The organism is Variovorax sp. J22R115 (genome assembly GCF_030317005.1).
Lineage (GTDB): Bacteria > Pseudomonadota > Gammaproteobacteria > Burkholderiales > Burkholderiaceae_C > Variovorax.
On record NZ_JASZYM010000042.1, the window covers coordinates 1 to 22,364 of the forward strand.

Genomic DNA, 22,364 nt, shown 5'->3' on the forward strand with positions numbered 1-22,364 from the left:
GCGCACTCGCAGTGCGCAACCCACGGTACTACTGCAGGAGGCAGACCCTTTCCCTCTTACCCAATCACTTCAGCCCGCCTCCGAGGATGAGGACGGGCCATCATGTCTAGCTCCGGGCTAGCTCAACTCTTTGAACGCCGGCTTGCGCAGACCGGCGACGGCGGTGCGCAAGGCGAAGATCGCGCCGGACAGCGGGCGCTCGGCGATTTCGTCCGCGCTCATATTTTCGCGGGTTGTGGTGATGAACAAGGTCTTCATGTCATCCCCGCCGAAGCAGACCATTGTCGGGCAGCGCACAGGCAACCCGTACTCCTCGATGACCTCACCGCTGGGAGAAATCCGTGCGATGCGGTGGCCGTTGAATAGGGCGGTCCAGTAGCATGCTTCGACGTCCATTGCCGCTCCGTCAGGGCGCCCGTTGCCTGTCGGGAATCGCATGAAAACCTCCCGCAGTCCCGGCTCACCGCTGGCGGGGTCGAGTGGCGTCCGGTACATCACATGGTTGGGGGTGTCGGTCGTGTACATCCAGCGCCGATCGGGGCTGAAGGCAAGACCATTAGCGCCCAGGATGTCGCACTGGAGCACTCGGACCCTCAGTGCTGAATCGACGCGGCACAACAATGCGCCGTTGAAGTCGCGCGGCCCCCAATAGGTGCCCGCATAGAAACGACCGTCTTGGTCGACTCCCCCATCGTTGAAGCGCGCGACTGATGGATTGCTCGGGTTGTCGCAGACCTTTTTCTCGATGCGACCGTCGGCGTCTGACAGGTAGATGCCGGATCGCATGGCCAGAATGAAGCCACCCTTCTCGCGCAATGCGAAGCAGCCGACTTCCTCATCGAATTGCAGGGTTTTGTGTTCACCGGTCTTCGGCTGAACCCAGTGGAGTTCCTTCTTGACGATGTCGGTCCAGTACAGACGACCGTCGCGGTCGCTCCAGGTTGGACATTCCGGTAGCGTGCCGATGTAGTCGGACAGGAGTTCAGACTTGTGCATGGCAAGACAGTTGATGAACATGGAGACGGCCTCGGTTGCGCCCGAGTTCAACCGCCAAAGACCAGCAGGCATGAATGCGCAGCGGGCCGGGCGATTCGTGTCAGGCGAGCAACCGCTTCATGAGTCCGGCGGTTGACGCGTCCAATCCCTGCGTGTCGCCGCTTGCCATGCGCGGCAGCAGGTCGTTGCAGAGTGCCTTGCCGAGCTCGACGCCCCACTGGTCGAAGCTGTTGATCCCCCACAGCGCACCGCTCGCATAGACGCGGTGCTCGTACATCGCGATCAGCCCGCCGAGACTGTGCGGCGTCAGACGGTCCAGCAGCAGCGTGGTGCTGGGACGGTTGCCAGGAAAGGTCCGGTGTCTTGCGACGACTTCCGGCGCCAATGACTTCGCTGCGGTCGGCGCCCGCTCCGCCATGGCCTCATCCGTGCGCTTGCCGAGCATCAAGGCCTGCGCCTGCGCCAGGCCGTTGGCCAGCAGTTTCATGTGCTGGTCGGCCAGATCGTGCGTCGGATGCTTGACCAGCAGGAACTCGACCGGGATCACGTCGGTGCCCTGGTGCAGCATCTGGAAGTAGGCGTGCTGGCCGTTGGTGCCGGGTTCGCCCCACACCACCGGGCTGGTCGCGAAGGGCAAGGCGTTGCCGTCGAGGTCGACGCACTTGCCGTTCGATTCCATCTCCAATTGCTGCAGGTACGCCGGCAGCCGCTTGAGCCCCTGGTGGTAAGGCGCGACGCTGCGGCTCGTGAAGCCGTGGAAGTTTCGATACCAGACGTCGATCAGCCCCAGGAGCACGGGCAGATTCTTCGCGGGCGGGGCGGTGGCGAAGTGCCTGTCCATCTCGTGGGCGCCGGCCAGGAGGGCGCGGAAGTTGTCGGCACCGATCGCCAGGGCGATCGGCAGACCGATGGCCGACCATAGCGAGTAACGGCCGCCGACCCAATCCCAGAAGCCGAAGGTCGTCTCGATGCCGAACTGCGCCGCCGCCGCGACGTGAGTGGTCGTCGCGACGAAATGCTTCGCCGTGTCGGTGCCACCGTGGGCCGCGAACCAGGCCTTGGCCGCATGCGCATTGGCCATGGTCTCCTGCGTCGTGAAGGTCTTGCTCGCGATCACGAACAGCGTCTCGGCCGGACGCAGGAGCCGCAGCACCGAGGTGATGTCGTGGCCGTCGACGTTGGAGACGAAGTGAAAGCCGAGCTCCGGGTGGACGAAGGCCTCCAGCGCTGGCACCGCCATCTGCGGCCCGAGGTCGCTGCCGCCGATACCGATGTTCACGATGTGGCGGATGCCGCTGGTCCGGGTGTCGCGCACCGACTCGACATAGGCGAGCATCGCGTCGAGCACGCCGTGCACCTCGTCGCTGAACGGACCCTGCCCTCGCGGCGCGCGCAGCGCCGTGTGCAGCACTGCGCGGTCCTCCGTGGTGTTGATCGCGGCGCCGGCCAGCATCGCGTCGCGCCGCTCCTCGAGCTGGCACTCGCTCGCCAGGTCGAGCAGCAGTTTCATCGACGCGGCGTCGATGCGGTTCTTCGACAGGTCGGCAAACATGCCGGGAGCCTCGACCGCCAGCGCGTCGAAGCGGCCAGGGTCCTGGGCGAAGGCCTCGCGCAGGTCGAACGAGTGACCGTGCGCCTGGTAGTGGCCACGCAAGGCGGCCCATGCCTGGGTTTGATCGCAGCGGGGTGTGTTCATGGTGTGTCTCAGAGGGCGGTTGACTCAAGATTCCTCGCGCCAGGCGGCGCCGTCGCGCCCGACCAGTGCACTGGAGGCGGCGGGTCCCCACGAACCGGCGCTGTACGGCCTGGGCATTTCTCCCGAGGCCTGCCAGCCGTCCAGGATCGGTTCGCACCAACGCCACGCGGCGTCCAGTTCGTCCCGGCGCATGAAGAGCGTCAGGTTGCCGCGGATGGCGTCCAGCAGCAGGCGCTCGTACGCTTCCATCGGACGCTGCTTGAACTGCTCGGCAAAGTCGAGGTTCAAGCCGACCGGCCTGAGGTTCATGGTGTCGCCAGGTACCTTGGCCATCATGAAGAGCTTGAGTCCCTCCTCCGGCTGAAGCTGGATCACCAACCGGTTGCCGAGCGAATCCTTCCCCGCGGACGGAAAGATCGAATGCGGCACGCTACGGAAGTTCACGACGATCTCGGCCGCGCGCTCGGCCATCCGCTTGCCGGTGCGCAGGTAGAACGGCACCCCTGACCAGCGCCAGCTTTCAAGCTCGGCGCGGATGGCCACATAGGTTTCCGTCGGGGTGTCAGGCGGGATGCCCGCTTCATCGAGGTACCCCGGCACGGCGACGCCGTTGACCGTTCCCGCGCGGTACTGGCCGCGCACGGTGCACGAGCCCACGTCGGCCTGCGTGATGGGGGCGAGCGCGCGCAGGACCTTGAGCTTCTCGTCGCGAACCGCGTCCGGGTGAATCGATGTCGGCGGCTCCATCGCCACGATGCACAACAACTGCAGGAGGTGGTTCTGCACCATGTCGCGCAGCGCACCCGTGCGGTCGTAGAAGTCGCCCCGGGTTTCCACGCCGACCTGCTCGGCGATGGTGATCTGCACGTTGCGCACCCACGTGCGGTTCCACAGCGGCTCCAGAAGTGCGTTGGCGAAGCGCAGTGCGAGCAGGTTCTGGACCGGCTCCTTGCCGAGATAGTGGTCGATGCGAAAGATCTGCGGCTCGGCGAAAACGCTGCCCACGTCCTCGTTGATCTTCTGCGCGGAGGCCAGGTCGCGCCCGAGAGGCTTCTCCAGCACGACGCGCGAGTTCGCGTTGACCAGCCCGGCCGCTGCCAGGTTCTTGCAGATCGGCGCGAAGAAGTCGGGTGCGGTGGACAGGAAGAAGACGCGCACTTCCGCCGGCGAGTCCTTCAACGCCTGGGCCAGCAGGCCGAAATCCTGCGGCGTGTTGGCCTCCACCTTGGCGTAGTCCAGGCGCTCCGCGAAAGTCTCGAACGTCTCCTGGTCGATGTCGGCGGCGGGGACGAACTTGTCGAAGCTCGCTTCCACCTTCGCGATGAATTCCGCCCGGCTCAGGGTCTCGCGCGCCAGGCCCAGGATCCGGCCCTGCGGCGGCAGGTCGCCGTCGCGGTGACGGAAGTACAGGGCAGGCAGCAGCTTTCGCATCGCGAGGTCGCCGGTGCCGCCGAAGAGGAGAAGGTCGAATGAATTGACTTTGGGCATGTGAGTTCCTTTTTTTGCGTAAGAGGTGCGCGCGAGATCGCTTCGCGCGCTCAATGCAGCTTGACGTGGGGTTCGGTACGGCGCGTGATCGTCCGCGCCAGCGTTTCCATCGCGACCTTGGAGAAGCCATGCAGCGCGAGTTCGTGCATCTTGTAGAGCGACACGTACATCAGTCCGGCGAACAGCCCTTCGATCATCACGCTGCCGCCGATCAGGCCGCCCATCATGTTGCCCACCGTGCTGAACTCACCCAGCGAAACCAGCGATCCGAAATCGCGGTAGCGGTAGTCGAGCAGCGGTCGTCCGGACATGCGTCGGCGGATCTGCTTGATCATGTGCGACGCGTGCTGATGCGCAGCCTGGGCGCGCGGCGGAACGAGGCCGCCCTTGCCGTGATTGGCTTCGGGCCACGCGCAGGCCGCACAGTCGCCGATGACGAAGATGTCATCGTCGCGCGTGGCCTGCAGCGTCGGCTTCACTACGAGCTGGTTGATCCGGTTGGTCTCGAGTTCCGCGATGTCCTTCAGGAAATCCGGTGCCTTCACGCCGGCCGCCCAGACGATCAGCTCGGCCGGCAACATACGTCCGTCTGCCAGGCGCACGCCCGCGGACTCGACCCTGGCTACCTTGGCATCGGTGTAGACCTTGACGCCGAGCTTGGTGAGCAGGTCTTCCGTCGCCTGGGAAAGCCGCGGGGGCAGTGCTGGCAGCACGCGCGGCGCTGCCTCGATGAGCATGACACGGATGTCCTTGTCGGCATCGACACAGTCCAGACCGTAGGCCACCACCTCGCGCGTGGTGCGGTGCAGCTCCGCCGCCAGCTCGACCCCGGTCGCGCCGGCGCCGATGATGGCCACTTGCAGCTGCTCGGGACGCAGCGCGGTATTTTGGGCATGCCCGCGAATGCAGGCATTGACCATGCGCGAATGAAAGCGCAGCGCGTCGGCGGCCGACTCGAGCCGCATCGCATGCTCGGCGACGCCCGGGGTGCCGAAATCGTTGCTCTGGCTGCCGACGGCAATGACCAGCGTGTCATAGCCGAAGACTCGCTGCGGCGTCACCTCTTGTCCCTCGTTGTCGACATAGGGTGCCACGAGGACCTCGTGCCGCTCCTTGTCCAATCCGACCATCTCGCCGATGCGGTAGCGGAAATGGTGCCAGTGCGCCTGGGCAAGATAGTCGAGCTCGTGGACGCCCATGTCCATGCTGCCGGCTGCGATCTCGTGCAGCTTTGGCTTCCAGACGTGGGTGCGCGTCTTCTCGATCAGCGTGATGGCACCCTGCTTGCGCCGACCGAGCGTGTCGCCTAATCGCGTGGCCAGTTCGAGCCCGCCGGCGCCGCCACCGACGATGACGATGCGGTGCAAGGCGGAGTCCGATCCGCCGGATGCAGGTCGGTTCAGAAGGTCCATGTCCTCAGGCGCCCGACTTGCCTTGATCGGCCACCGCCTGCAGGGAGGCCTTGATCGCCTCCTCGTCGCCGAGGTAGTAGTGCCGCAGGGGCTTGAGCTCGTCGTCGAGCTCGTACACCAGGGGCTGCCCGGTGGGAATGTTCAGCTCGACGATCTCGGCGTCGGACACGTTGTCGAGGTACTTGATCAGAGCCCGCAGGCTGTTGCCATGCGCCGCGATGAGCACGCGCTGGCCCGACTGCACGGCAGGGGCGATGGTGGAATGCCAGTGGGGCAGGAAGCGCGCCACGGTGTCCTTCAGGCATTCGGTCCTGGGAAAACCTCCGGCACCCAGCGCGAGGTAGCGTGGATCGGACGCCTCGATCCGGGGGTCGCCGTCGGCGAGCGGAGGCGGCGCCACTTCGTAGGCGCGGCGCCAGATCTTGACCTGCGCGTCACCGTACTGCGCCGCGGTTTCCGACTTGTTGAGACCCTGCAGCACGCCGTAGTGGCGCTCGTTGAGACGCCAGGAGTGGTGGACCGGAATCCACATGCGGTCCATCTCCTCGAGCACGGTCCACAGCGTCTTGATGGCCCGCTTGAGCACCGAGGTGTAGGCCACGTCGAAGTCGTAGCCTTCCTGCTTGAGCAACAGGCCGGCTGCGCGTGCTTCTGCCAGGCCCGTGTCGGTCAGGCCGACATCGGTCCAGCCGGTAAAGCGGTTTTCCTGGTTCCATGTCGATTCGCCGTGGCGAAGGAGAACGAGTTTCTTCATGATCGGTCCTTGGGTGACGATAGCCGTAAGCTCGCGCGCCGCCGCAGGCCCACGGTCTCGCTGGCCAGCGCAGTGATCCGACCCCAGTCGCCCGCGGCGACCGCGTTGGCCGGCGTCAGCCACGAACCCCCGACGCAGGCCACGTTGGGCAATGCCAGGAAGTCCGGCGCCGTGGCGGCGCTGATGCCACCGGTCGGGCAGAAGGTCACATCGGGAAAGGGCCCGCCCAGCGCCTTCAGCATGCCGACGCCGCCGGCCTGCTGCGCCGGAAAGAGCTTGAGCTCCGTGAAACCTGCCGCACGCGCCGCGATCACGTCGGACGGCGTCATCACCCCGGGTAACAGGGGCAGCGCGCTGTCCCTGGACGCGGCCACCAGTTCCGGCGTCAGGCCCGGACTCACGCCGAACAGCGCGCCGGCCTTGAGCGCCGCGTCGAAGTCCTCGGGGCGCGTGATGGTGCCCACGCCGGTGATCGCGCCTTCGACCTCGTTCGCGATGGCCTCGATCGCCTTCAGCGCCACCGGCGTGCGCAGGGTCAGCTCGAGCACGCGGACGCCGCCCGCCACCAGCGCACGCGCCAGTGGCACCGCGTCTTCGAGCCTGTCAATGACGATGACCGGGATCACCGGCCCGGTCCGCATGAGGTTGAGGATGTTCATGCCGTGACTCCTTGGGCAAATGCGAAATGGTCGTGAACGGGCGCGACGGGTGCCGCAGTGGTCGAAGCGCCGGACTCGCTCGCGTGGAAGGTGACCGCGCCCTCCTCGGCGCCCAGCGCGTTGGCGCGGAACGCCGCGAACAGTTCGCGGCCCATGCCGTGGTGGGATTCGGCGAGGTTGGCGGTGGCGGGCTGCCGCACCTGCCACTCGGCGGCATCGACGCGGGCTTCGAGCACCCCGCGCTGGCCGTCCAGGACGAGCATGTCGCCGTCGCGCACCCGCGCCAGCGGTCCGCCGGCGAGACACTCGGGCGTCACGTGGATCGCCGCCGGCACCTTGCCCGAAGCGCCGGACATGCGCCCATCGGTGACCAGCGCCACGCGGAAGCCCTGGTCCTGCAGCACCCCCAGGAGGGGCGTGAGCTTGTGCAGTTCGGGCATGCCGTTGGCGCGCGGACCTTGGAAGCGCACCACGGCCACGAAGTCGCGCTGCAGCTCGCCGCGGTCGAAGGCGGCGATCACCGCTTCCTGGGTGTCGAACACGATCGCCGGAGCCCGCACCACACGATGCTCCGGCTTCACCGCCGAGGTCTTGATGACGGCGCGGCCGAGGTTGCCGGTGAGCAACTTCAGTCCGCCATCGGCGCTGAACGGGGCCGATGCCGGCGCGAGCACGCTGGCGTCTGCGCTCTTGCGGGACACCTGGCGCCAGCTGAGCCGACCGTCGTCGTCCAGATGCGGCTGCTTCCGATAGCGCGCCAGGCCGCCGGCACCGGCCACCGTCAACGTGTCGCCGTGCAGCAGGCCGGCGTCGAGGAGTTCGCCGATCACGTAGCCCATGCCGCCCGCGGCGTGGAACTGGTTCACGTCCGCCTTGCCGTTCGGATAGACGCGCGCGATCAGCGGGACCAGGTCGGACAAGTCGCGGAAGTCGTCCCAGTTGATGACGATCCCGGCCGCGCGCGCGATCGCCACGAGGTGGATCGTGTGGTTGGTCGAGCCGCCCGTGGCCAGCAGGCCGACGATGGCGTTGGCGATGGTGCGCTCGTCGACCACGTGGCCGATCGGCGTGTACTCGGCTCCCTCGGCCCCGATTTCGACCGCCCGCCTCGTGGCCGCTGCGGTCAGTGCGTCACGCAACGGCGTGTTCGGGTTGACGAAGGCCGCGCCCGGCAGGTGCAGGCCCATCACCTCCATCAGCATCTGGTTGCTGTTGGCCGTGCCATAGAACGTGCAGGTGCCCGCGGCGTGATAGGACTTCTCCTCGGATTCGAGCAGCGCGTCGCGGCCGACCTCGCCCTTGGCGAAGCGCTGACGCACGCGTGCCTTCTCGTCGTTGGAGATGCCCGAAGGCATCGGCCCGCCGGGCACGAAGATCGTGGGCAGGTGGCTGAACTGCAGCGCGCCGATCAGCAGGCCGGGAACGATCTTGTCGCAGATGCCCAGGCACAGCGCGGCATCGAACATGTTGTGCGACAGCGCGACTGCAGTGGACAGCGCGATCACGTCGCGGCTGAAGAGCGACAGCTCCATGCCGGGCTCGCCCTGCGTGACGCCGTCGCACATGGCGGGGACGCCGCCGGCGAACTGGGCGGTCGCACCGGCCTCGCGCGCGGCCTGCTTGATGAGGGCCGGGAAGCGCTCGAAGGGCTGGTGCGCCGACAGCATGTCGTTGTACGACGAGACGATCGCCACATTGGGTCGTCGCATCTCGCGCAGCATGATCTTGTCGCCGGGTGGCGCGGCGGCATAGGCGTGGGCCAGGTTCGTGCAGCCGAGGGCCTGGCGGATCGGGCCTTTGGCGCGGGCGCGTTCGAGCCTGGCGAGGTAGGTGGTGCGCGATGCGGCGCTGCGGATGCGGATGCGGTCGGTGACCGCGGCAAGCACTGGATGGAGGCTCATCTGGGTTGTCTCGAACAGAGGCGGGTCCGGGCCTTCAGCCGCGCAACACCGGGAATGCGCCGCGGCCGCCGTAGACGGCGTCGGCACCGAGCTCCTGCTCGATCACGAGCAGACGGTTGTACTTGGCAACGCGGTCGGAGCGGCACAGGGAGCCGGTCTTGATCTGCGTCGCGCCGGTCGCGACGGCGAGATCGGCGATCGTGACGTCCTCGGTCTCGCCCGAACGGTGCGACACCACCGCCGAGCGACCGGCACTGACGGCCATGTCGATGGCGGCCAGCGTCTCGCTGAGGGTGCCGATCTGGTTGGGCTTGATCAGGATCGAGTTGGCGATGCCGCCCTCGATGCCGCGGCTGAAGATCGCGGTGTTGGTGACGAACAGATCGTCGCCGACCAGTTGCACCTTGGCGCCGAGCCGCTCGGTGAGCAGCTTCCAGCCGACCCAGTCGTCCTCGGCGAGGCCGTCCTCGATCGACAGGATCGGATAGTTCTCCGCCAGGTTCGCGAGGTAGTCGACGAAGCCTGCCGAATCGAAGCGCTTGCCTTCGGATGCCAGGACGTAGTGCCCGTCCCTGTAGAACTCGGAGCTGGCCGCATCGAGACCGAGCCAGATGTCCTGGCCGGCCTTGAAGCCGGCCTTGTCGATGGCGCGCAGGATGGTTTCGAGCGCCGCCTCGTTCGACGGCAGATCGGGTGCGAAGCCGCCTTCGTCGCCGACGGCGGTGGCCAGGCCCTTCGCCTTCAGTATCGACTTCAATGCATGGAAGACCTCGACGCCGTAGCGCAGCGCTTCGCGGAAGCTCGGCGCGCTGACCGGCAGGATCATGAACTCCTGGATATCGACGTTGTTGTCGGCATGCGCGCCGCCATTGACGATGTTCATCATCGGCACGGGCATCTCGAGCTTGCGCTGACCCTGCGGTGCCAGGTGCCGGTAGAGGGGCACGCCGCCCTCCGTCGCGACCGCCTTGGCCACGGCGAGCGACACGGCAAGGATCGCGTTGGCGCCCAGGCGTGATTTGTTCGGCGTGCCGTCGAGCTCCACCATCGCCTCGTCGATGCCGCTCTGGTCGGCGGCGTCGTGTCGGACCAGCGCGTCGCGCAGCTCACCGTCGATATGGGCCACGGCGCGCGTCACGCCCTTGCCGAGGTAGCGCCGCGGGTCCTGATCGCGCAGCTCGACCGCCTCGCGCGATCCGGTCGATGCGCCCGAGGGCGCGGCCGCGAAGCCGCTCGCGCCGGATTCGAGGACGACGGCCGCCGCGACGGTCGGGTTGCCGCGGGAGTCGAGGATCTCGATGCCCTGGATGTGCTTGATCGTTGTCATGGGAGTTCTCTTTCAGGCGCGTGCGATGTGCAGCAGATTGGTGGTTCCGGCCTTGCCGAAGGGCATGCCGGCGGCGATCACCACGATGTCGCCGGGCCTGGCGTAGCCTTCGTTGCGCGCCACGGCGCAGCCCGTCTCCACCATTCCGGTCACGTCGTTGACGTCGTGTTCCACATGCACCGAGTGCACGCCCCAGGCCAGCGCAAGCCTGCGTGCGACAGGCAATTCGGGCGTGATGCTGACCACCGGAACCACGGGACGTTCACGCGCTGCGCGCAGGCTCGTATAGCCCGAGCGGGTGTAAGTGACCATGGCCGCCACCGGCACGAGGCTTGCGGTCTGGCGCAGCGAGGCGCAGATCGCATCGGCCACCGTCGGCTGCGGTGCGCTGTGCGAGGTGTCGATCACGGTGCGGTAGTGCGGATCGCGCTCCACCTCGGCAATGATCCGGTCCATCATCGCGACCGCCTCGCGCGGGTACTGGCCCGAAGCCGATTCAGCCGAGAGCATCACGGCGTCCGTGCCGTCATAGATCGCGGTCGCGACGTCGGAGGCCTCGGCGCGCGTGGGCACCGGCGTGCTGATCATCGACTCGAGCATCTGGGTGGCGACGATCACCGGCTTGCCGGCATCGCGGCAGGTCCGCACGATGCGCTTCTGGATGCGCGGCACCTGCTCGGCCGGCATCTCAACGCCGAGGTCGCCACGCGCGACCATGATCGCATCGGACAGCGCGACGATGGCATCGAGCCGCTCGATCGCCGCAGGCTTCTCGAGCTTGGCGAGCACGCCAGCGCGCCCCTTCACGATGTCGCGCAGTTCCTGCATGTCCTCGGGCCGCTGCACGAAGGACAGCGCTACCCAGTCGACACCCAGCTGCAAGCCGAAGTCGAGGTCGGCGCGATCCTTGGCCGTCAGGGCCGAGATCGGCAGCAGCACCTCGGGCACGTTGACGCCCTTGCGCTCCGACAGGTTGCCGCCCGCGATGACGGTCGTGTCTGCGAAGTCCGCGCCGCAGGCCTGCACGCGCAGGCGGATCTTGCCGTCGTCGAGCAACAGGTCGGTGCCGGCCTTCAGCGCGGCAAAGATCTCGGGATGGGGTAGCGGTGCGCGTCCGGCGGTGCCGGGCGTGGCATCGAGGTCGAGCCGGAAGGCGTTGCCGGCGACCAGCGTGACCGGACCGTTCTCGAAGCTGCCGACGCGCAGCTTGGGCCCCTGCAAGTCGAGCAGGATGGCAATGGGTCGACCGGTTTCCTGCTCGATGCGCCGCACGATGTCGTAGCGCGCACGGTGCTGCTCGTGGCTGCCGTGGCTGAAGTTGAAGCGGAACACGTCCGCACCGGTGTCGAAGAGCGTCCGGATGGTCTCGGCGTCGGAGCTGGCCGGCCCGAGGGTGGCGACGATCTTGGCGTGGCGTTGGCGATGCATGGTTCGCTCCCTCAGAGAATGAAGCCGGTGTTGATGAAGCTGGACTTGTGGTCCTGCACGATGGCGTTGAGCAGTTGCTTGCTCGACTCGGTCTGCTTCGCGGCCACCATCGAGCGGATCGAGAAGGCGCGCAGCGCATCGGCCACCGACAGCGTGCCCTCGGCCGAGTCCTTGCGCCCGGCAAAGGGAAACACGTCGGGGCCACGCTGGCACTGGCAGTTGATGTTGACGCGGCAGACCTGGTTGACGAGCGGGTCGACCAGCGCGCCGATCTGGCCGGCGTCCGAGCCGAAGATGCTCACTTGCTGGCCATGGTCGGAGGTGATGACGTAGTCGAGCGCAGTTTCGATGTCGTCGAAGGGCATCACCGGCACCAGCGGGCCGAACTGCTCCTCGCGGTAGAGCTTCATGCCCTCGCTCACTGGATACACCACGGCGGGATGGAACAACGTCTGACAGAACTCGCCGCCGCCCTCGTTGACGATGCGCGCGCCCTTCGCGCGGGCATCCTCGAGCGCCTCGGTCATGTAGGCCGTGCGGTGCAGGCCTGGCAGCGGCGTGATGCTGACGCCCGCCTCCCACGGCATGCCGACCTTCAGCTTGGCGAGCTCCTCGGTGAAGCGCTGCAGGAAGCGGTCGGCGATGGAGCGGTGCACGATCAGCATCTTGAGCGCCGTGCAGCGCTGGCCGTTGAACGACAGCGCGCCGAGCAGGCACTCCTTGACCGTGAGCTCGATGTCGGCGTCGGGCAGGATGATCGCGGCGTTCTTGGCGTCCAGCCCGAGGATCGCCCGCAGGCGGTGCGACTTCGGATGCTGCTTCTTCAGGTGGTCGGCCACCTTGCTCGAGCCGATCAGCGCCAGCACGTTGACCTTGCCGGAGGCCAGCAGGCGTGGCACCACGACCGCGCCGGGCGCGTAGATGGTGTTGATCACGCCCGCCGGGAAAGCCGAGCGGAAGGCGTCCAGCAGCGGATGGAACAGCAGCGTGCCGTACTGCGGCGGCTTGAACACCACCGTGTTGCCCATCAGCAGCGCCGGGATCAGCGTCGCGAAGGTCTCGTTCAGCGGGTAGTTGTACGGGCCCATGCACAGCACCACGCCGAGCGGCGTGCGCCGGATCTGGCCGATGGTTCCTTCGGCGACGACGAAGCGCGAGCTGGCGTTGTCGAGATCCTTCAGCGCCTCGATGGTAGCCTGAATGTATTCGACGGTGCGGTCGAACTCCTTGCGCGAATCGGCCAGGCTCTTGCCGATCTCCCACATGATCAGCTTCACGATCAGTTCGCGCTGCTGCGCCATGCGACGTACGAACTCCTGCATGCAGGCGATCCGATCGGCCACGGCCATGGTCGGCCATTCGCCGCGGCCGTTGGCGTAGGCGGCCACGGCAGCATCGAGCGCGGCATCGCTCTCGGCCTCGCCCATCACCGGGTAGCTGCCGATCTCGACTTGGCGCACTTCGCCGGTCTCGGCGTCGCGCGTGCACACCGGCGACAGCACCGTCTTGCAGGGGCCGGCCCATTCGATCATCCGGCCGGCAATCAGTGATTGGCGCTGGTGCACCTGTTCGGCCAGCCGGTATTCGGCCGGGATGTCATCGAGGGCGGGAAAGTGCTGGGCGAGTTGGGCGCTGCGGTCGGTGGTCATGGGGTCTCCGTGGGGTTGGGGATCAGCGATCAAGCTTGAGAAACAGGTCGCGATCGGGGGCAAAGTTCGCGTACAGCGGCAGCAGGGCACCACCGATCGCGCGGGCATCGGCGCCGACGGCGCCGGCAAGCAGTTCGGGACGGGCGATGCCTTCCCAGCTGAATCGATCCAGTGCGCCGTCGACCTGCACGAGCACCTCCGCGAGCATCTCGCGGCTGAATGACCCGTCGACGATCACGCCGTCGAGCTCCAGCAGCGCCGTCGCGCTGTGGATGGCCATGGCGATCGCCGGGCTCGCCTGCTGCATCCATTCGCGCGTGACGGGCATCCATGGCGCCTCGACCGCCCGCTCGTCGGCGACGGCGCGGGCGTCGAGCCCCGCCTGCGCGTACATCATCTCGAGCGTGAACAGGGACGCCACGCTCAGCAACTGGCGAGGCGGTGCGCCATCGGCGCCGCCGAGCCCGAGCGGCATCGACCCCAGGGCGCCGGCGTTGCCGGTGGCTCCAGGGCGCAGGTGGCTGTCGATCACGAGCCCCCCGCCGATGAAGGTGTCGATGAAGACGTACAGGAAGCTTCGGATGCTGCGTCCGCGCCCGGCCACCAGTTCGGCCACGCAGGCGGCTGCCGTGTCCTTGACGAGCTCGACCGGCAGCGTCGTCATGGCAGCCACCCGCGCGCGGATGTCGATGTCATTCCACTTGGCGGCCTGTTCCGGCGCCACGCCGAGCAGCGACTGCCAGCCGCCGAGCGACAGCGGCGCCGCGATGCCGATACCGTGCAGCAACTTTGCGCGCTCGGGACCGAGCGACTGGCGCAAGGTCTTCAGGCGCACGCGGATCTCGTCGAACAACGTGTCGGGATCAGGGAACTCGTAGGCCAGCGTGAGGCGCTCGCGCACCTGGGCGTTGAAGTCAACCAGCAGCACGTCGAGGCTGCGCCGGCCGATCTTGATGCCGATCGAATACGCGCCTGCGGGATTCAGCGCCATCGGCACCGAGGGCTGGCCGATCTTGCCGCGCACCGGCGCGCGCTTGACTACGAGACCGTCGGCCTCCAGGCGCGAGATGATGATCTGCACCGTCTGCGCCGTGAGATTCGTCAGGCGCGCGATCTCTGCCTTCGGGAGCGCCCCGTGCAGGCGGATCGCCTGCAGCACCACACGCTCGTTGAACTGGCGCATGCCCAGCTGATTTGAACCGCGCGGGTCGATGTTCTTTGGCAAGGTCGTTGTCTCCTCGTGCGAGCGGTCGGCGGGCCGGCCGCGGATGCGTGGGCTGTCGCCGTCGCGACACGTGATTATGGGTCGTCCTAATTAATAAATCAATTGCATTTAGTTAGTTTCATCCCAATCCTCAACTTGGTGACTCCCCTTCGAAACATCCGCATCCTCCCCGAGCCTCGGGAAATCCCTGATCCCGTCCATCCATCAAGCTACTAAACTTTATTCAACTTGAATTAATTAATGATCCGGTCAGGCACAAAGCCGCATCGGCACCCAAGGAGACATCTGGTGAGACAACGCGGCCCCGGACGGGGAACGAATTCGATCAACCTGCGCCTCTACAACGAGCGCACGCTGCTGCAGCGCCTTCGCCGCGCAGGCGAAGCCTCGAAAGCGGATCTCGCGCGCTGGGCCCAGCTCACCAATACGGCCGTCGGCAGCATCGTGCAGTCGCTGGAGGAGTCCCGGCTGATCGAGCCCGCCGGCCGCCGCCAGGAAGGCCAGCGCGGCCAGCCCGCCGGGCTGTACCGCATCAATCCGGAGGGCGCCTACGGCATCGGCGTGCGCCTGGACCGCACGAGCATCGAGACGGTGATGATCGACCTCGGCGGCAAGGTGCTGGCGCGCGAGGCGCACGACCTGCTGCTTCCCCACCCCGACGAGGCCCTCACGCTGGTGCGCAGGGGCATCGGCCGCATGCTGGACGTTCTCGATGCCGCACAGCGCCGCCGGCTGACGGGCGTGGGGCTCGCACAGCCCTACAACCTCGGCAGCTGGCTGCGCGAACTCGACCTGAAGGCCGACTTCCGCATCTGGGACGACGTCGATTTCGGGAGCATGCTCGCGCAGGCGGTGGAGCAACCGGTGTTCAAGGAAAACGACGGCAACGCGGCCGCGATCGCCGAGCTCTTTTTCGGCATCGGCCGCGAGGAAAGCGACTTTCTCTACGTCTTCATCGGCGCGGCGCTCGGCGCGGGCGCGGTGATCGGCGGCGAGAGCCTGCGCGGCAGCACCGGCAACGCAGCCGACCTCGGCCTGATGCCGGTGCCACCCAGCGGGCTGGCCTCGGCCCCGCCGTCGGAGCGGCGCTGGGACATCCTGCTTTCGCGTGCATCGCTCAACGCGCTGACGCGCCATCTCCGCCACAACGGCATTCGGGTGCGCAATCACGACGACTTGGAAGCCTGTATCGAATCCGGCCGGCGCGAGGTAGGCGAATGGATGGACGACTGCGTGGACGCGCTGGTGCCTTCGCTGCGCGCTGCGCTGGCCGTGCTCGACCTGCCCGCGGTGGTGATCGATTGCGACATCGACAACGGCCTGATCGACGAACTCATCCGGCGCGTCGATGCAGGACTGCGGCAGATCGCTCCCGAAGCGAGGCAGACACCGCGGCTGCTGCGCGGAAGCTTCCGCGCCAACGCCGGTGCCGTCGGCGCGGCCAGCCTGCCCATGTTCTTCAGTTTCTCGCCCCGCGCCGACGTGCTGCGCGGACAGCCCGCCTCCGCCTTCTCTCATACCGCCAAGGAGACCTCACATGCCTGAAACCACCCCTCACCTGCTCGAGTTGCGCAACATCTCCAAGACCTTCCCCGGCGTGAAGGCCTTGCAGAACGTCCAACTCCACGCCAACAAGGGCCTCGTGCATGCCCTGATGGGCGAGAACGGCGCCGGCAAGTCGACGCTCATGAAGATACTCTCGGGCGCCTATATGCCCGACCCCGGCGCCGAGATCCGCATCGACGGCAAGCAGGTGACCGTCGACGGCCCGCTGGCAGCCAAGGCGCTCGGCGTCTCGGTGATCTACCAGGAGCTGAGCCTCGCGCCCAACCTCACGGTGGCGGAGAACATCTACATGGGCCGGCCGATGGTCAAGGGCGCATTGGTCGACCGCGCCGGCATGGCCGAGTCGTGCGCCGCCACGCTGCTGCGCCTGGGCGCCGACTTCGGGCCGACCACCATCGTCGACACGCTGTCCATCGCGCAACGCCAGCTTGTGGAGATCGCCCGCGCGGTGCACTTCGACTGCCGCATCCTGGTGATGGACGAGCCCACCACGCCGTTGTCCACCCACGAGACCGATCGCCTCTTCGCGCTGATCAAGCGCCTGCGCGCCGAAGGCATGGCCATCCTGTACATCAGCCATCGCATGGACGAGATCGACGAACTCGCCGACGAAGTGACGGTGCTGCGCGACGGCACCTACGTGGGCACGCTGACCCGCGCCGAACTTTCTCGCGACACGCTAGTGAAGATGATGGTGGGCCGCGATCTCTCGGGCTTCTACCGCAAGGAACACCAGGGCCAGCACACCGGTGCGCGCGCGTTGGCGGTCAAGCACATGTCCGACGGCCACCGCGTGCGCGACTGCAGCTTCGAGCTGTTCGCGGGCGAGGTGCTGGGCCTGGCGGGCCTGGTCGGCGCCGGTCGCACGGAGCTGGCGCGCTTGATCTTCGGCGCCGATGCCCGCACCGGCGGCGAAGTGCAGATGGGCACCAGCACCCTCAAGATCGAGCAGCCTCTCGACGCCATCCGCTCGGGCATCCTCTACCTGACGGAAGACCGCAAGGGCGAGGGCCTGTTCCTCGACCTGAGCGTGCGCGACAACATCAATGTGATGGTGTGCCCGCTGGACGCCAAGCGCGGCGGCGTGATGGACGGCCGGCGCGCCTTCGAACGGGCCCGCGACGCCGTAAAGCAGCTCTCGATCCGCGTCGCCTCGCCGCGCGTCAACGTCGGCTCGCTGTCGGGCGGGAACCAGCAGAAGGTGCTGCTGGCGCGCCTGTTGGAGCTCAAGCCCAAGGTATTGATCCTCGACGAACCGACGCGCGGCGTCGACATCGGCGCCAAGAGCGAGATCTATCGACTGATCGACGAACTGGCTCGCCGCGGCGTCGCCGTGCTCGTGATCTCGAGCGAGCTGGCCGAAGTGGTCGGCGTCTGCGACCGCGTGATCGTGATGCGCGAAGGCCAACTGGTCGGCGAAGTCGGCGGCGACTCCGGCATTGCGATCACCCAGGAAAACATCGTGGCACTCGCCACGGGCGCCACCTCCGGCGCCGTGCCGACCGTGCACTGACCCTTGCCCCTATGCCCTCAGGAGACAGACCATGAACCAACCGCACCATCCCGATCCGGCCCTGCCCGAGCCCTTTCCGGCCGCTGCGCCCATTGCCGACGGCAGCAGTACGCCCGGCGCATCCGCCGCCGAACACGTGAAACCCGCTGTGCCGACTTCGCGCGGCAAAGACTTCCTGCGCTCGATCGGCATGCTGCCGGTTCTGATCCTGCTGTGCATCGGCTTCTCGGTGTCGAGCGAGAACTTCGCCAGCTGGCAGAACTTCTCGATCATGACGCAGCAGGCCTCGATCAACATCGTGCTCGCGGCCGGCATGACCTTCGTGATCCTGACGGGCGGCATCGATCTGTCGGTCGGCTCGATCCTCGCGGCGTCGGCCGTCGTGGCCATGCTGATGTCGAATGTCCCCGACCTCGGCATGCTTGGCATCGCGGCCGGCCTGGCATGCGGGTTGCTGTTCGGTCTGATCAACGGCGTGCTCATCGCCTTCGTCAAGCTGCCGCCCTTCATCGTCACGCTGGGTTCGCTCACTGCGGTGCGCGGCATCGCGCGGCTGATCGGCAACGACGGCACCATCTTCAATCCCCAACTGCCCTTCGCCTTCATCGGCAATGGCGACGTGCTGGGCGTGCCGTGGCTGGTGATCATCGCCTTCGCAGTGATCGCGCTGTCGTGGTTCATCCTGCGGCGCACCGTGCTGGGCCTGAACATCTACTCGGTCGGGGGCAACCCCGAAGCTGCGCGCCTGGCGGGCATCAAGGTCTGGGCCGTGCTGCTGTTCGTGTACTGCACCTCGGGGCTGCTGTCGGGACTGGGCGGCGTCATGGCCTCGGCCCGGCTCTATGCGGCAAACGGACTGCAGCTCGGCGCCTCGTACGAACTCGACGCGATCGCCGCAGTGATTCTCGGCGGCACCAGCTTCGTCGGGGGCACCGGATCGATCGTCGGCACGCTGGTCGGCGCGCTGATCATCGCGGTGCTCACCAATGGCCTGATCCTGCTGGGTGTGTCCGACATCTGGCAATACATCGTCAAGGGCCTCGTGATCATCGGCGCCGTGGCCCTCGACCGTTACCGTCGCAAGGGGTCCGCAAGGACATAGGCACACCCCCAGGCTTCGCGCACTTCGTGTCGCTGCGCCTACCCCCTTGCAGGGGGCAACACCTCCGGACCGGCGGAGCCGGGTCCGCGGTGTTTTCCGAATCACACACCGATCGTTGCTTTGAGCGATTTCAACCACCAACCCCAGGAGACTTTCATGCGCAACAAAATCTTCACCCTCGCCGCCATTGCCATTGCCACTGCCTTCGCTCTGCCTGTGGCACACGCCCAGCAGAAGGAATTCAAGAACGTGGGCATCACGCTCGGCTCGATGGGCAATCCCTTCTTCGTCTCGCTCGCCAAGGGCGCGGAGGCCAAGGCCAAGCAGTACAACCCTGGCGCCAAGGTCACGGCGCTGTCGGCCGACTACGACTTGAACAAGCAGTTCTCGCAGATCGACGGCTTCATCTCCGCCGGGTCGGACCTGATTCTCGTCAACGCGGTGGACGCCAAAGCGATCGAACCCGCGCTGATGAAGGCGAAGAAGGCCGGCATCGTGGTGGTCGGCGTCGACGTGGCGGCCAACGGCTCGGACGCGACGGTGCAGACCAACAACGTGCAGGCCGGCGAGATCGCCTGCCAGTTCATCGTCGAGAAACTCGGCGGCAAGGGCAACGTGATCATCCAGAACGGGCCACAGGTTTCGGCCGTGGTCGACCGCGTCAACGGCTGCAAGACGGTGCTCAAGAAGAGCCCCGACATCAAGGTGCTTTCGGATGACCAGGACGCGAAAGGCTCGCGCGAAGGCGGGCTCAACGTGATGCAAAACCACCTGACGCGCTTTCCGAAGGTCGACGCCGTCTTTGCCATCAACGACCCACAGGCCATCGGCGCGGACCTCGCGGCCAAGCAGCTCAACCGCAAGAACATCATCATCACCTCGGTCGACGGCGCACCGGACATCGAGACCGCGCTCAAGGCCGACACCCAGGTGCAGGCATCGGCCAGCCAGGACCCGTACATGATCGCGCAGAAGGCGGTGGAGATCGGGCGCGACATCCTCAACGGCAAGAAGCCGGCTGACCAGATGACGCTGCTGCCGTCGACCCTGATCACGCGCGCCAACATCAAGGACTACAAGGGCTGGCAGTCGCCCCGCTGAGCAGGAGAACAGCCATGTTCGTGGTTTGCGGCGAAGCACTGATGGACGTCTACATGGGTGAGGCCACGCCCACCGGCATGACCCTGGATGCGCGCATCGGCGGCTCGCCGCTCAATGTGGCGCAGGGGCTCGCGCGGCTGACGCGGCCGGTGGCCTTCCTGACCGGCCTGTCGACCGATGCGCTCGGCGAGCGGCTGCTCGCGTCGCTCCGGTCCGAGGGCGTCGACACCTCGCTGATCCTGCGCAACGATGCGCCGAGCACGCTGAGCGTCGTGAGCGTGGATGCCAGCGGCGTGCCGCGCTATGCCTTCCACGGCAACGGAGCGGCGGACCGGCAGATCACGCACGACACGCTGCCCGCTCTGCCGCCGGCCACGCGGGTGCTGCAGTTCGGCTCCTACGCCCTGGCGGTCGAGCCGGTGGGCAGCGCCCTGCGCGCGCTGGCAGCACGCGAGCGCGAACGGCGGCTGATCGCCTACGACCCGAACGTACGCCTCAACGTCGAGCCCGATCTCGCGCACTGGCGGGCGGTGGTCGAGCAGATGGTGTCGATCGCGCACCTGGTGAAGGTGAGCGACGAGGACCTTCGCCTCCTCTATCCGTCCGAAGCGCCGGAACAGGTCGCGACGCGATGGCTTGCCCAGGGCGCGGCCCTGGTGGCCGTGACGCGCGGCAGCCTCGGCGCGAGTGCGTGGACCCGCAGCGCGCAAGCGCATGTGCCGTCACCCCACACGAAGGTGATCGACACGGTCGGCGCGGGCGATACCTTCCAGGCCGCATTGCTGACCTGGCTGGGTGAGCACGCTGCGCTCACGCCCGACGCGCTGTCCGACATGGACGGCGAATCGCTTGAGGCCCTCCTGCGCTTCGCCGCGCAAGCTGCTGCGATCACCTGCTCGCGCCGCGGCGCGGACATGCCACGGCGGTCCGAACTCGCCTGAGCCCGGCCGGCGCCGGATCCGGGTGTTGCGTGTTGTTTGGGGTCGACTCGTTTTCGGTGCAAAGAGTGACGCTGCGCAAGGCCAGCACTGGCGCGGGTAACGGTCCGCAAGTCCTTGATTTGCTTGGGATTGCTGTTCACTTTCGCCGGGCGTATCGTGCGGGCCCCACTGACGGAGGCGAGAGCGATTCAAATGGTGGGGTGTGCAGCCGCTTACTTGCGAGTTTCCATGGTGATTGGCCAGTCTGCGGTCGAGTACTGCGGCTGGAAAATGTCGCCTGTCGCGCCTTTGGAGCTGGGCCATGCAGATCAAAGTCAGTCTTGCCATTTCTGGCAGCACGGCCGAGCCTGAGGCGTTGTCGCGCTGACGCTGGAGGTCGACGCGCAGCCGAGCATCGAAACTCTGGGGCTGGGCTTGGCCGATGCCAAGGCGCTGCTCGCGCAGTTGCAAGCCCAGATCGTCACGCGTCCTTGGCGGCATGACCACACCGTTTGAATCGCTCTCACCCCAGGTCGAAGTCATCGACGACGATCTCGGCCGGTCCGCGAGTGGCATGGTGGCCAGACCCGGCTTCGATCGACTCGTCGCGTGGCTGTGCGCCGGAGAAGTCGGCGCCGTGCTGTGCTTCGACGCCTCCCGGCTGAGGCGCCAACAACCATGGTACCGACGCTCCATCGACAATGGAGTTCCTTCGCGCCAACGGCCTTTGAAAGGGAAACCATGAACGAGGAAGATTTCAAGACTGCCCTTCAGAAATTGGAGGCACAGCAGATTGCGATTGGTCTTGTTGCGGCGCATCTACTGGACGTTTCTCCGGAGTCAGTGCGTCAGGACCTGAGAAACCTGGCTCCGAAACTTCCAGATTTGCTGATTCATCACCGCTTGACCGATCAGCAGTTGCAGGACATCCAAGTGCACGTTCTCTCATTTCTGAGGGACGGTGGCGCACCTTGAGGCCCAACGGCGACCGCCTCGCGTCATTCTGATTTGCCTTGTCACGCTGTTCTGCTCGCAGAGCATCCAGAAGTTGGGGGTGTGCGCTGCAGCATGTCTTCAATGACGATGTATCGTAACTTTCCGACGTTGGTATCCGCCGCACATTGACGCCGGTGCTCAAGAGGCACTCGCGGCCTACCCCCACCTTCTGGATGCTCTCCACATTGGGGGGAATGCCAGCGGGATACGCCCGGCGTGAAGAGTAGTCGGCCTCAAGTCTGAAGTGCAACACCTCTTCAAGTAAGGTGTTCCATGCAAAACCGATTCAGCTATCAGCAACTGCAGCCCGAGGACCGAATGACCATCGCCAGCATGGGGTGGACGTACTTTCCGTGAAGATCGGTGCGCTTTAGGTCGAAGAATCGTTATGCGACAGGCACTTGCTAATCCGAGCCACGCGTGGAATCGGATTCGGCGCAAGTCATTGATTTCAAATGAGAACTCGTGGCTCTGCGCACTGTTTTGCACGGAAAGTACGTCCTGTCGTCCGCAAGAATAGCGTCCGCGCCAGTGCAATAGGTCGACTGCGGCACGTTCAGAGCGATTTCTACAGGTCGGGCGGACTTGCGAGGCCCTGCTACGCGCTCTCGAGCTTCGGCGCCAGCGAGTA

17 protein-coding genes are annotated in these 22,364 nt (G+C 66.5%); 6 read left to right on the plus strand and 11 right to left on the minus strand.

What is annotated here, in order from left to right; genetic code table 11:
* Positions 1-117: 117 nt before the first annotated feature.
* The 11 genes from QTI04_RS33775 to QTI04_RS33825 form a co-directional block, all read right to left on the minus strand.
* Entirely contained in the window at positions 118-1,017 is a 900-nt protein-coding gene (locus tag QTI04_RS33775) for an SMP-30/gluconolactonase/LRE family protein (protein WP_286619571.1), read from the minus strand.
* Between the two features lie 79 nt (positions 1,018-1,096).
* Entirely contained in the window at positions 1,097-2,692 is a 1,596-nt protein-coding gene (pgi, locus tag QTI04_RS33780) for a glucose-6-phosphate isomerase (RefSeq protein ID WP_286619572.1), read from the minus strand.
* A 24-nt stretch (positions 2,693-2,716) separates the two neighbouring features.
* A complete protein-coding gene (zwf, locus tag QTI04_RS33785; protein ID WP_286619573.1) occupies positions 2,717-4,180 on the minus strand; it encodes a glucose-6-phosphate dehydrogenase in 1,464 nt (487 codons plus the stop codon).
* A 50-nt stretch (positions 4,181-4,230) separates the two neighbouring features.
* Positions 4,231-5,592: an NAD(P)/FAD-dependent oxidoreductase gene (locus QTI04_RS33790; RefSeq protein ID WP_286619574.1), complete on the minus strand. Its 1,362-nt coding sequence runs from the start codon at positions 5,590-5,592 to the stop codon at positions 4,231-4,233.
* Positions 5,593-5,596: 4 nt separating this feature from the next.
* On the minus strand, positions 5,597-6,346 hold the full coding sequence (gene gpmA / locus QTI04_RS33795; protein WP_286619575.1) for a 2,3-diphosphoglycerate-dependent phosphoglycerate mutase: 750 nt from the start codon (positions 6,344-6,346) through the stop codon (positions 5,597-5,599).
* Complete coding sequence (locus tag QTI04_RS33800; protein WP_286619576.1) at positions 6,343-7,005, minus strand: bifunctional 4-hydroxy-2-oxoglutarate aldolase/2-dehydro-3-deoxy-phosphogluconate aldolase; 663 nt, start codon at positions 7,003-7,005, stop codon at positions 6,343-6,345. The genes gpmA and QTI04_RS33800 overlap by 4 nt, the downstream gene beginning before the upstream one ends.
* Positions 7,002-8,906 carry a phosphogluconate dehydratase gene (edd, locus tag QTI04_RS33805; protein ID WP_286619577.1) on the minus strand — a complete coding sequence of 635 codons (1,905 nt, stop codon included), beginning with the start codon at positions 8,904-8,906 and terminating at the stop codon, positions 7,002-7,004. The genes QTI04_RS33800 and edd overlap by 4 nt, the downstream gene beginning before the upstream one ends.
* Before the next feature lie 34 nt (positions 8,907-8,940).
* Positions 8,941-10,233, minus strand: coding sequence for a phosphopyruvate hydratase (eno, locus tag QTI04_RS33810; RefSeq protein ID WP_286619578.1), 1,293 nt, complete (start codon positions 10,231-10,233; stop codon positions 8,941-8,943).
* A 12-nt stretch (positions 10,234-10,245) separates the two neighbouring features.
* Positions 10,246-11,661, minus strand: coding sequence for a pyruvate kinase (gene pyk / locus QTI04_RS33815; RefSeq protein WP_286619579.1), 1,416 nt, complete (start codon positions 11,659-11,661; stop codon positions 10,246-10,248).
* A gap of 11 nt (positions 11,662-11,672) precedes the next feature.
* Complete coding sequence (locus QTI04_RS33820; RefSeq protein ID WP_286619580.1) at positions 11,673-13,310, minus strand: NADP-dependent glyceraldehyde-3-phosphate dehydrogenase; 1,638 nt, start codon at positions 13,308-13,310, stop codon at positions 11,673-11,675.
* 22 nt (positions 13,311-13,332) lie between these two features.
* On the minus strand, positions 13,333-14,535 hold the full coding sequence (locus QTI04_RS33825; RefSeq protein ID WP_286619581.1) for an ROK family transcriptional regulator: 1,203 nt from the start codon (positions 14,533-14,535) through the stop codon (positions 13,333-13,335).
* 288 nt (positions 14,536-14,823) lie between these two features.
* Here QTI04_RS33825 and QTI04_RS33830 point away from each other — a divergent pair, with 288 nt between their 5' ends.
* From QTI04_RS33830 to QTI04_RS33855, 6 genes are all read left to right on the plus strand, one after another.
* Positions 14,824-16,080: an ROK family protein gene (locus QTI04_RS33830; protein WP_286619582.1), complete on the plus strand. Its 1,257-nt coding sequence runs from the start codon at positions 14,824-14,826 to the stop codon at positions 16,078-16,080.
* Positions 16,073-17,614, plus strand: a complete 1,542-nt coding sequence (locus QTI04_RS33835; protein WP_286619583.1) for a sugar ABC transporter ATP-binding protein — start codon at positions 16,073-16,075, stop codon at positions 17,612-17,614. Before QTI04_RS33830 ends, QTI04_RS33835 begins: the two co-directional genes overlap by 8 nt.
* A gap of 31 nt (positions 17,615-17,645) precedes the next feature.
* Positions 17,646-18,716 (plus strand): ribose ABC transporter permease, encoded by a 1,071-nt coding sequence (locus tag QTI04_RS33840; protein WP_286619584.1) that lies wholly within the window; start codon positions 17,646-17,648, stop codon positions 18,714-18,716.
* 156 nt (positions 18,717-18,872) lie between these two features.
* Positions 18,873-19,817: an ABC transporter substrate-binding protein gene (locus QTI04_RS33845; protein ID WP_286619585.1), complete on the plus strand. Its 945-nt coding sequence runs from the start codon at positions 18,873-18,875 to the stop codon at positions 19,815-19,817.
* 14 nt (positions 19,818-19,831) lie between these two features.
* Positions 19,832-20,758: a carbohydrate kinase gene (locus QTI04_RS33850; RefSeq protein ID WP_286619586.1), complete on the plus strand. Its 927-nt coding sequence runs from the start codon at positions 19,832-19,834 to the stop codon at positions 20,756-20,758.
* 720 nt (positions 20,759-21,478) lie between these two features.
* The gene (locus tag QTI04_RS33855) at positions 21,479-21,712 is read left to right on the plus strand and encodes a hypothetical protein (protein ID WP_286619587.1); all 234 of its coding nucleotides are present in this window, start codon (positions 21,479-21,481) and stop codon (positions 21,710-21,712) included.
* Positions 21,713-22,364 lie beyond the last annotated feature (652 nt).

What these genes read in the sequence shown, in the direction of transcription:
- QTI04_RS33840 (WP_286619584.1), top strand. Translation starts at nt 17,646, where the DNA reads ATGAACCAACCGCACCATCCCGATCCGGCCCTGCCCGAGCCCTTTCCG.
- pgi (WP_286619572.1), bottom strand. Translation starts at nt 2,692, where the DNA reads ATGAACACACCCCGCTGCGATCAAACCCAGGCATGGGCCGCCTTGCGT.
- QTI04_RS33800 (WP_286619576.1), bottom strand. Translation starts at nt 7,005, where the DNA reads ATGAACATCCTCAACCTCATGCGGACCGGGCCGGTGATCCCGGTCATC.
- QTI04_RS33855 (WP_286619587.1), top strand. Translation starts at nt 21,479, where the DNA reads ATGAACGAGGAAGATTTCAAGACTGCCCTTCAGAAATTGGAGGCACAG.
- QTI04_RS33835 (WP_286619583.1), top strand. Translation starts at nt 16,073, where the DNA reads ATGCCTGAAACCACCCCTCACCTGCTCGAGTTGCGCAACATCTCCAAG.
- edd (WP_286619577.1), bottom strand. Translation starts at nt 8,906, where the DNA reads ATGAGCCTCCATCCAGTGCTTGCCGCGGTCACCGACCGCATCCGCATC.
- gpmA (WP_286619575.1), bottom strand. Translation starts at nt 6,346, where the DNA reads ATGAAGAAACTCGTTCTCCTTCGCCACGGCGAATCGACATGGAACCAG.
- QTI04_RS33845 (WP_286619585.1), top strand. Translation starts at nt 18,873, where the DNA reads ATGCGCAACAAAATCTTCACCCTCGCCGCCATTGCCATTGCCACTGCC.
- QTI04_RS33775 (WP_286619571.1), bottom strand. Translation starts at nt 1,017, where the DNA reads ATGTTCATCAACTGTCTTGCCATGCACAAGTCTGAACTCCTGTCCGAC.
- QTI04_RS33820 (WP_286619580.1), bottom strand. Translation starts at nt 13,310, where the DNA reads ATGACCACCGACCGCAGCGCCCAACTCGCCCAGCACTTTCCCGCCCTC.
- zwf (WP_286619573.1), bottom strand. Translation starts at nt 4,180, where the DNA reads ATGCCCAAAGTCAATTCATTCGACCTTCTCCTCTTCGGCGGCACCGGC.
- QTI04_RS33850 (WP_286619586.1), top strand. Translation starts at nt 19,832, where the DNA reads ATGTTCGTGGTTTGCGGCGAAGCACTGATGGACGTCTACATGGGTGAG.
- QTI04_RS33790 (WP_286619574.1), bottom strand. Translation starts at nt 5,592, where the DNA reads ATGGACCTTCTGAACCGACCTGCATCCGGCGGATCGGACTCCGCCTTG.
- pyk (WP_286619579.1), bottom strand. Translation starts at nt 11,661, where the DNA reads ATGCATCGCCAACGCCACGCCAAGATCGTCGCCACCCTCGGGCCGGCC.
- eno (WP_286619578.1), bottom strand. Translation starts at nt 10,233, where the DNA reads ATGACAACGATCAAGCACATCCAGGGCATCGAGATCCTCGACTCCCGC.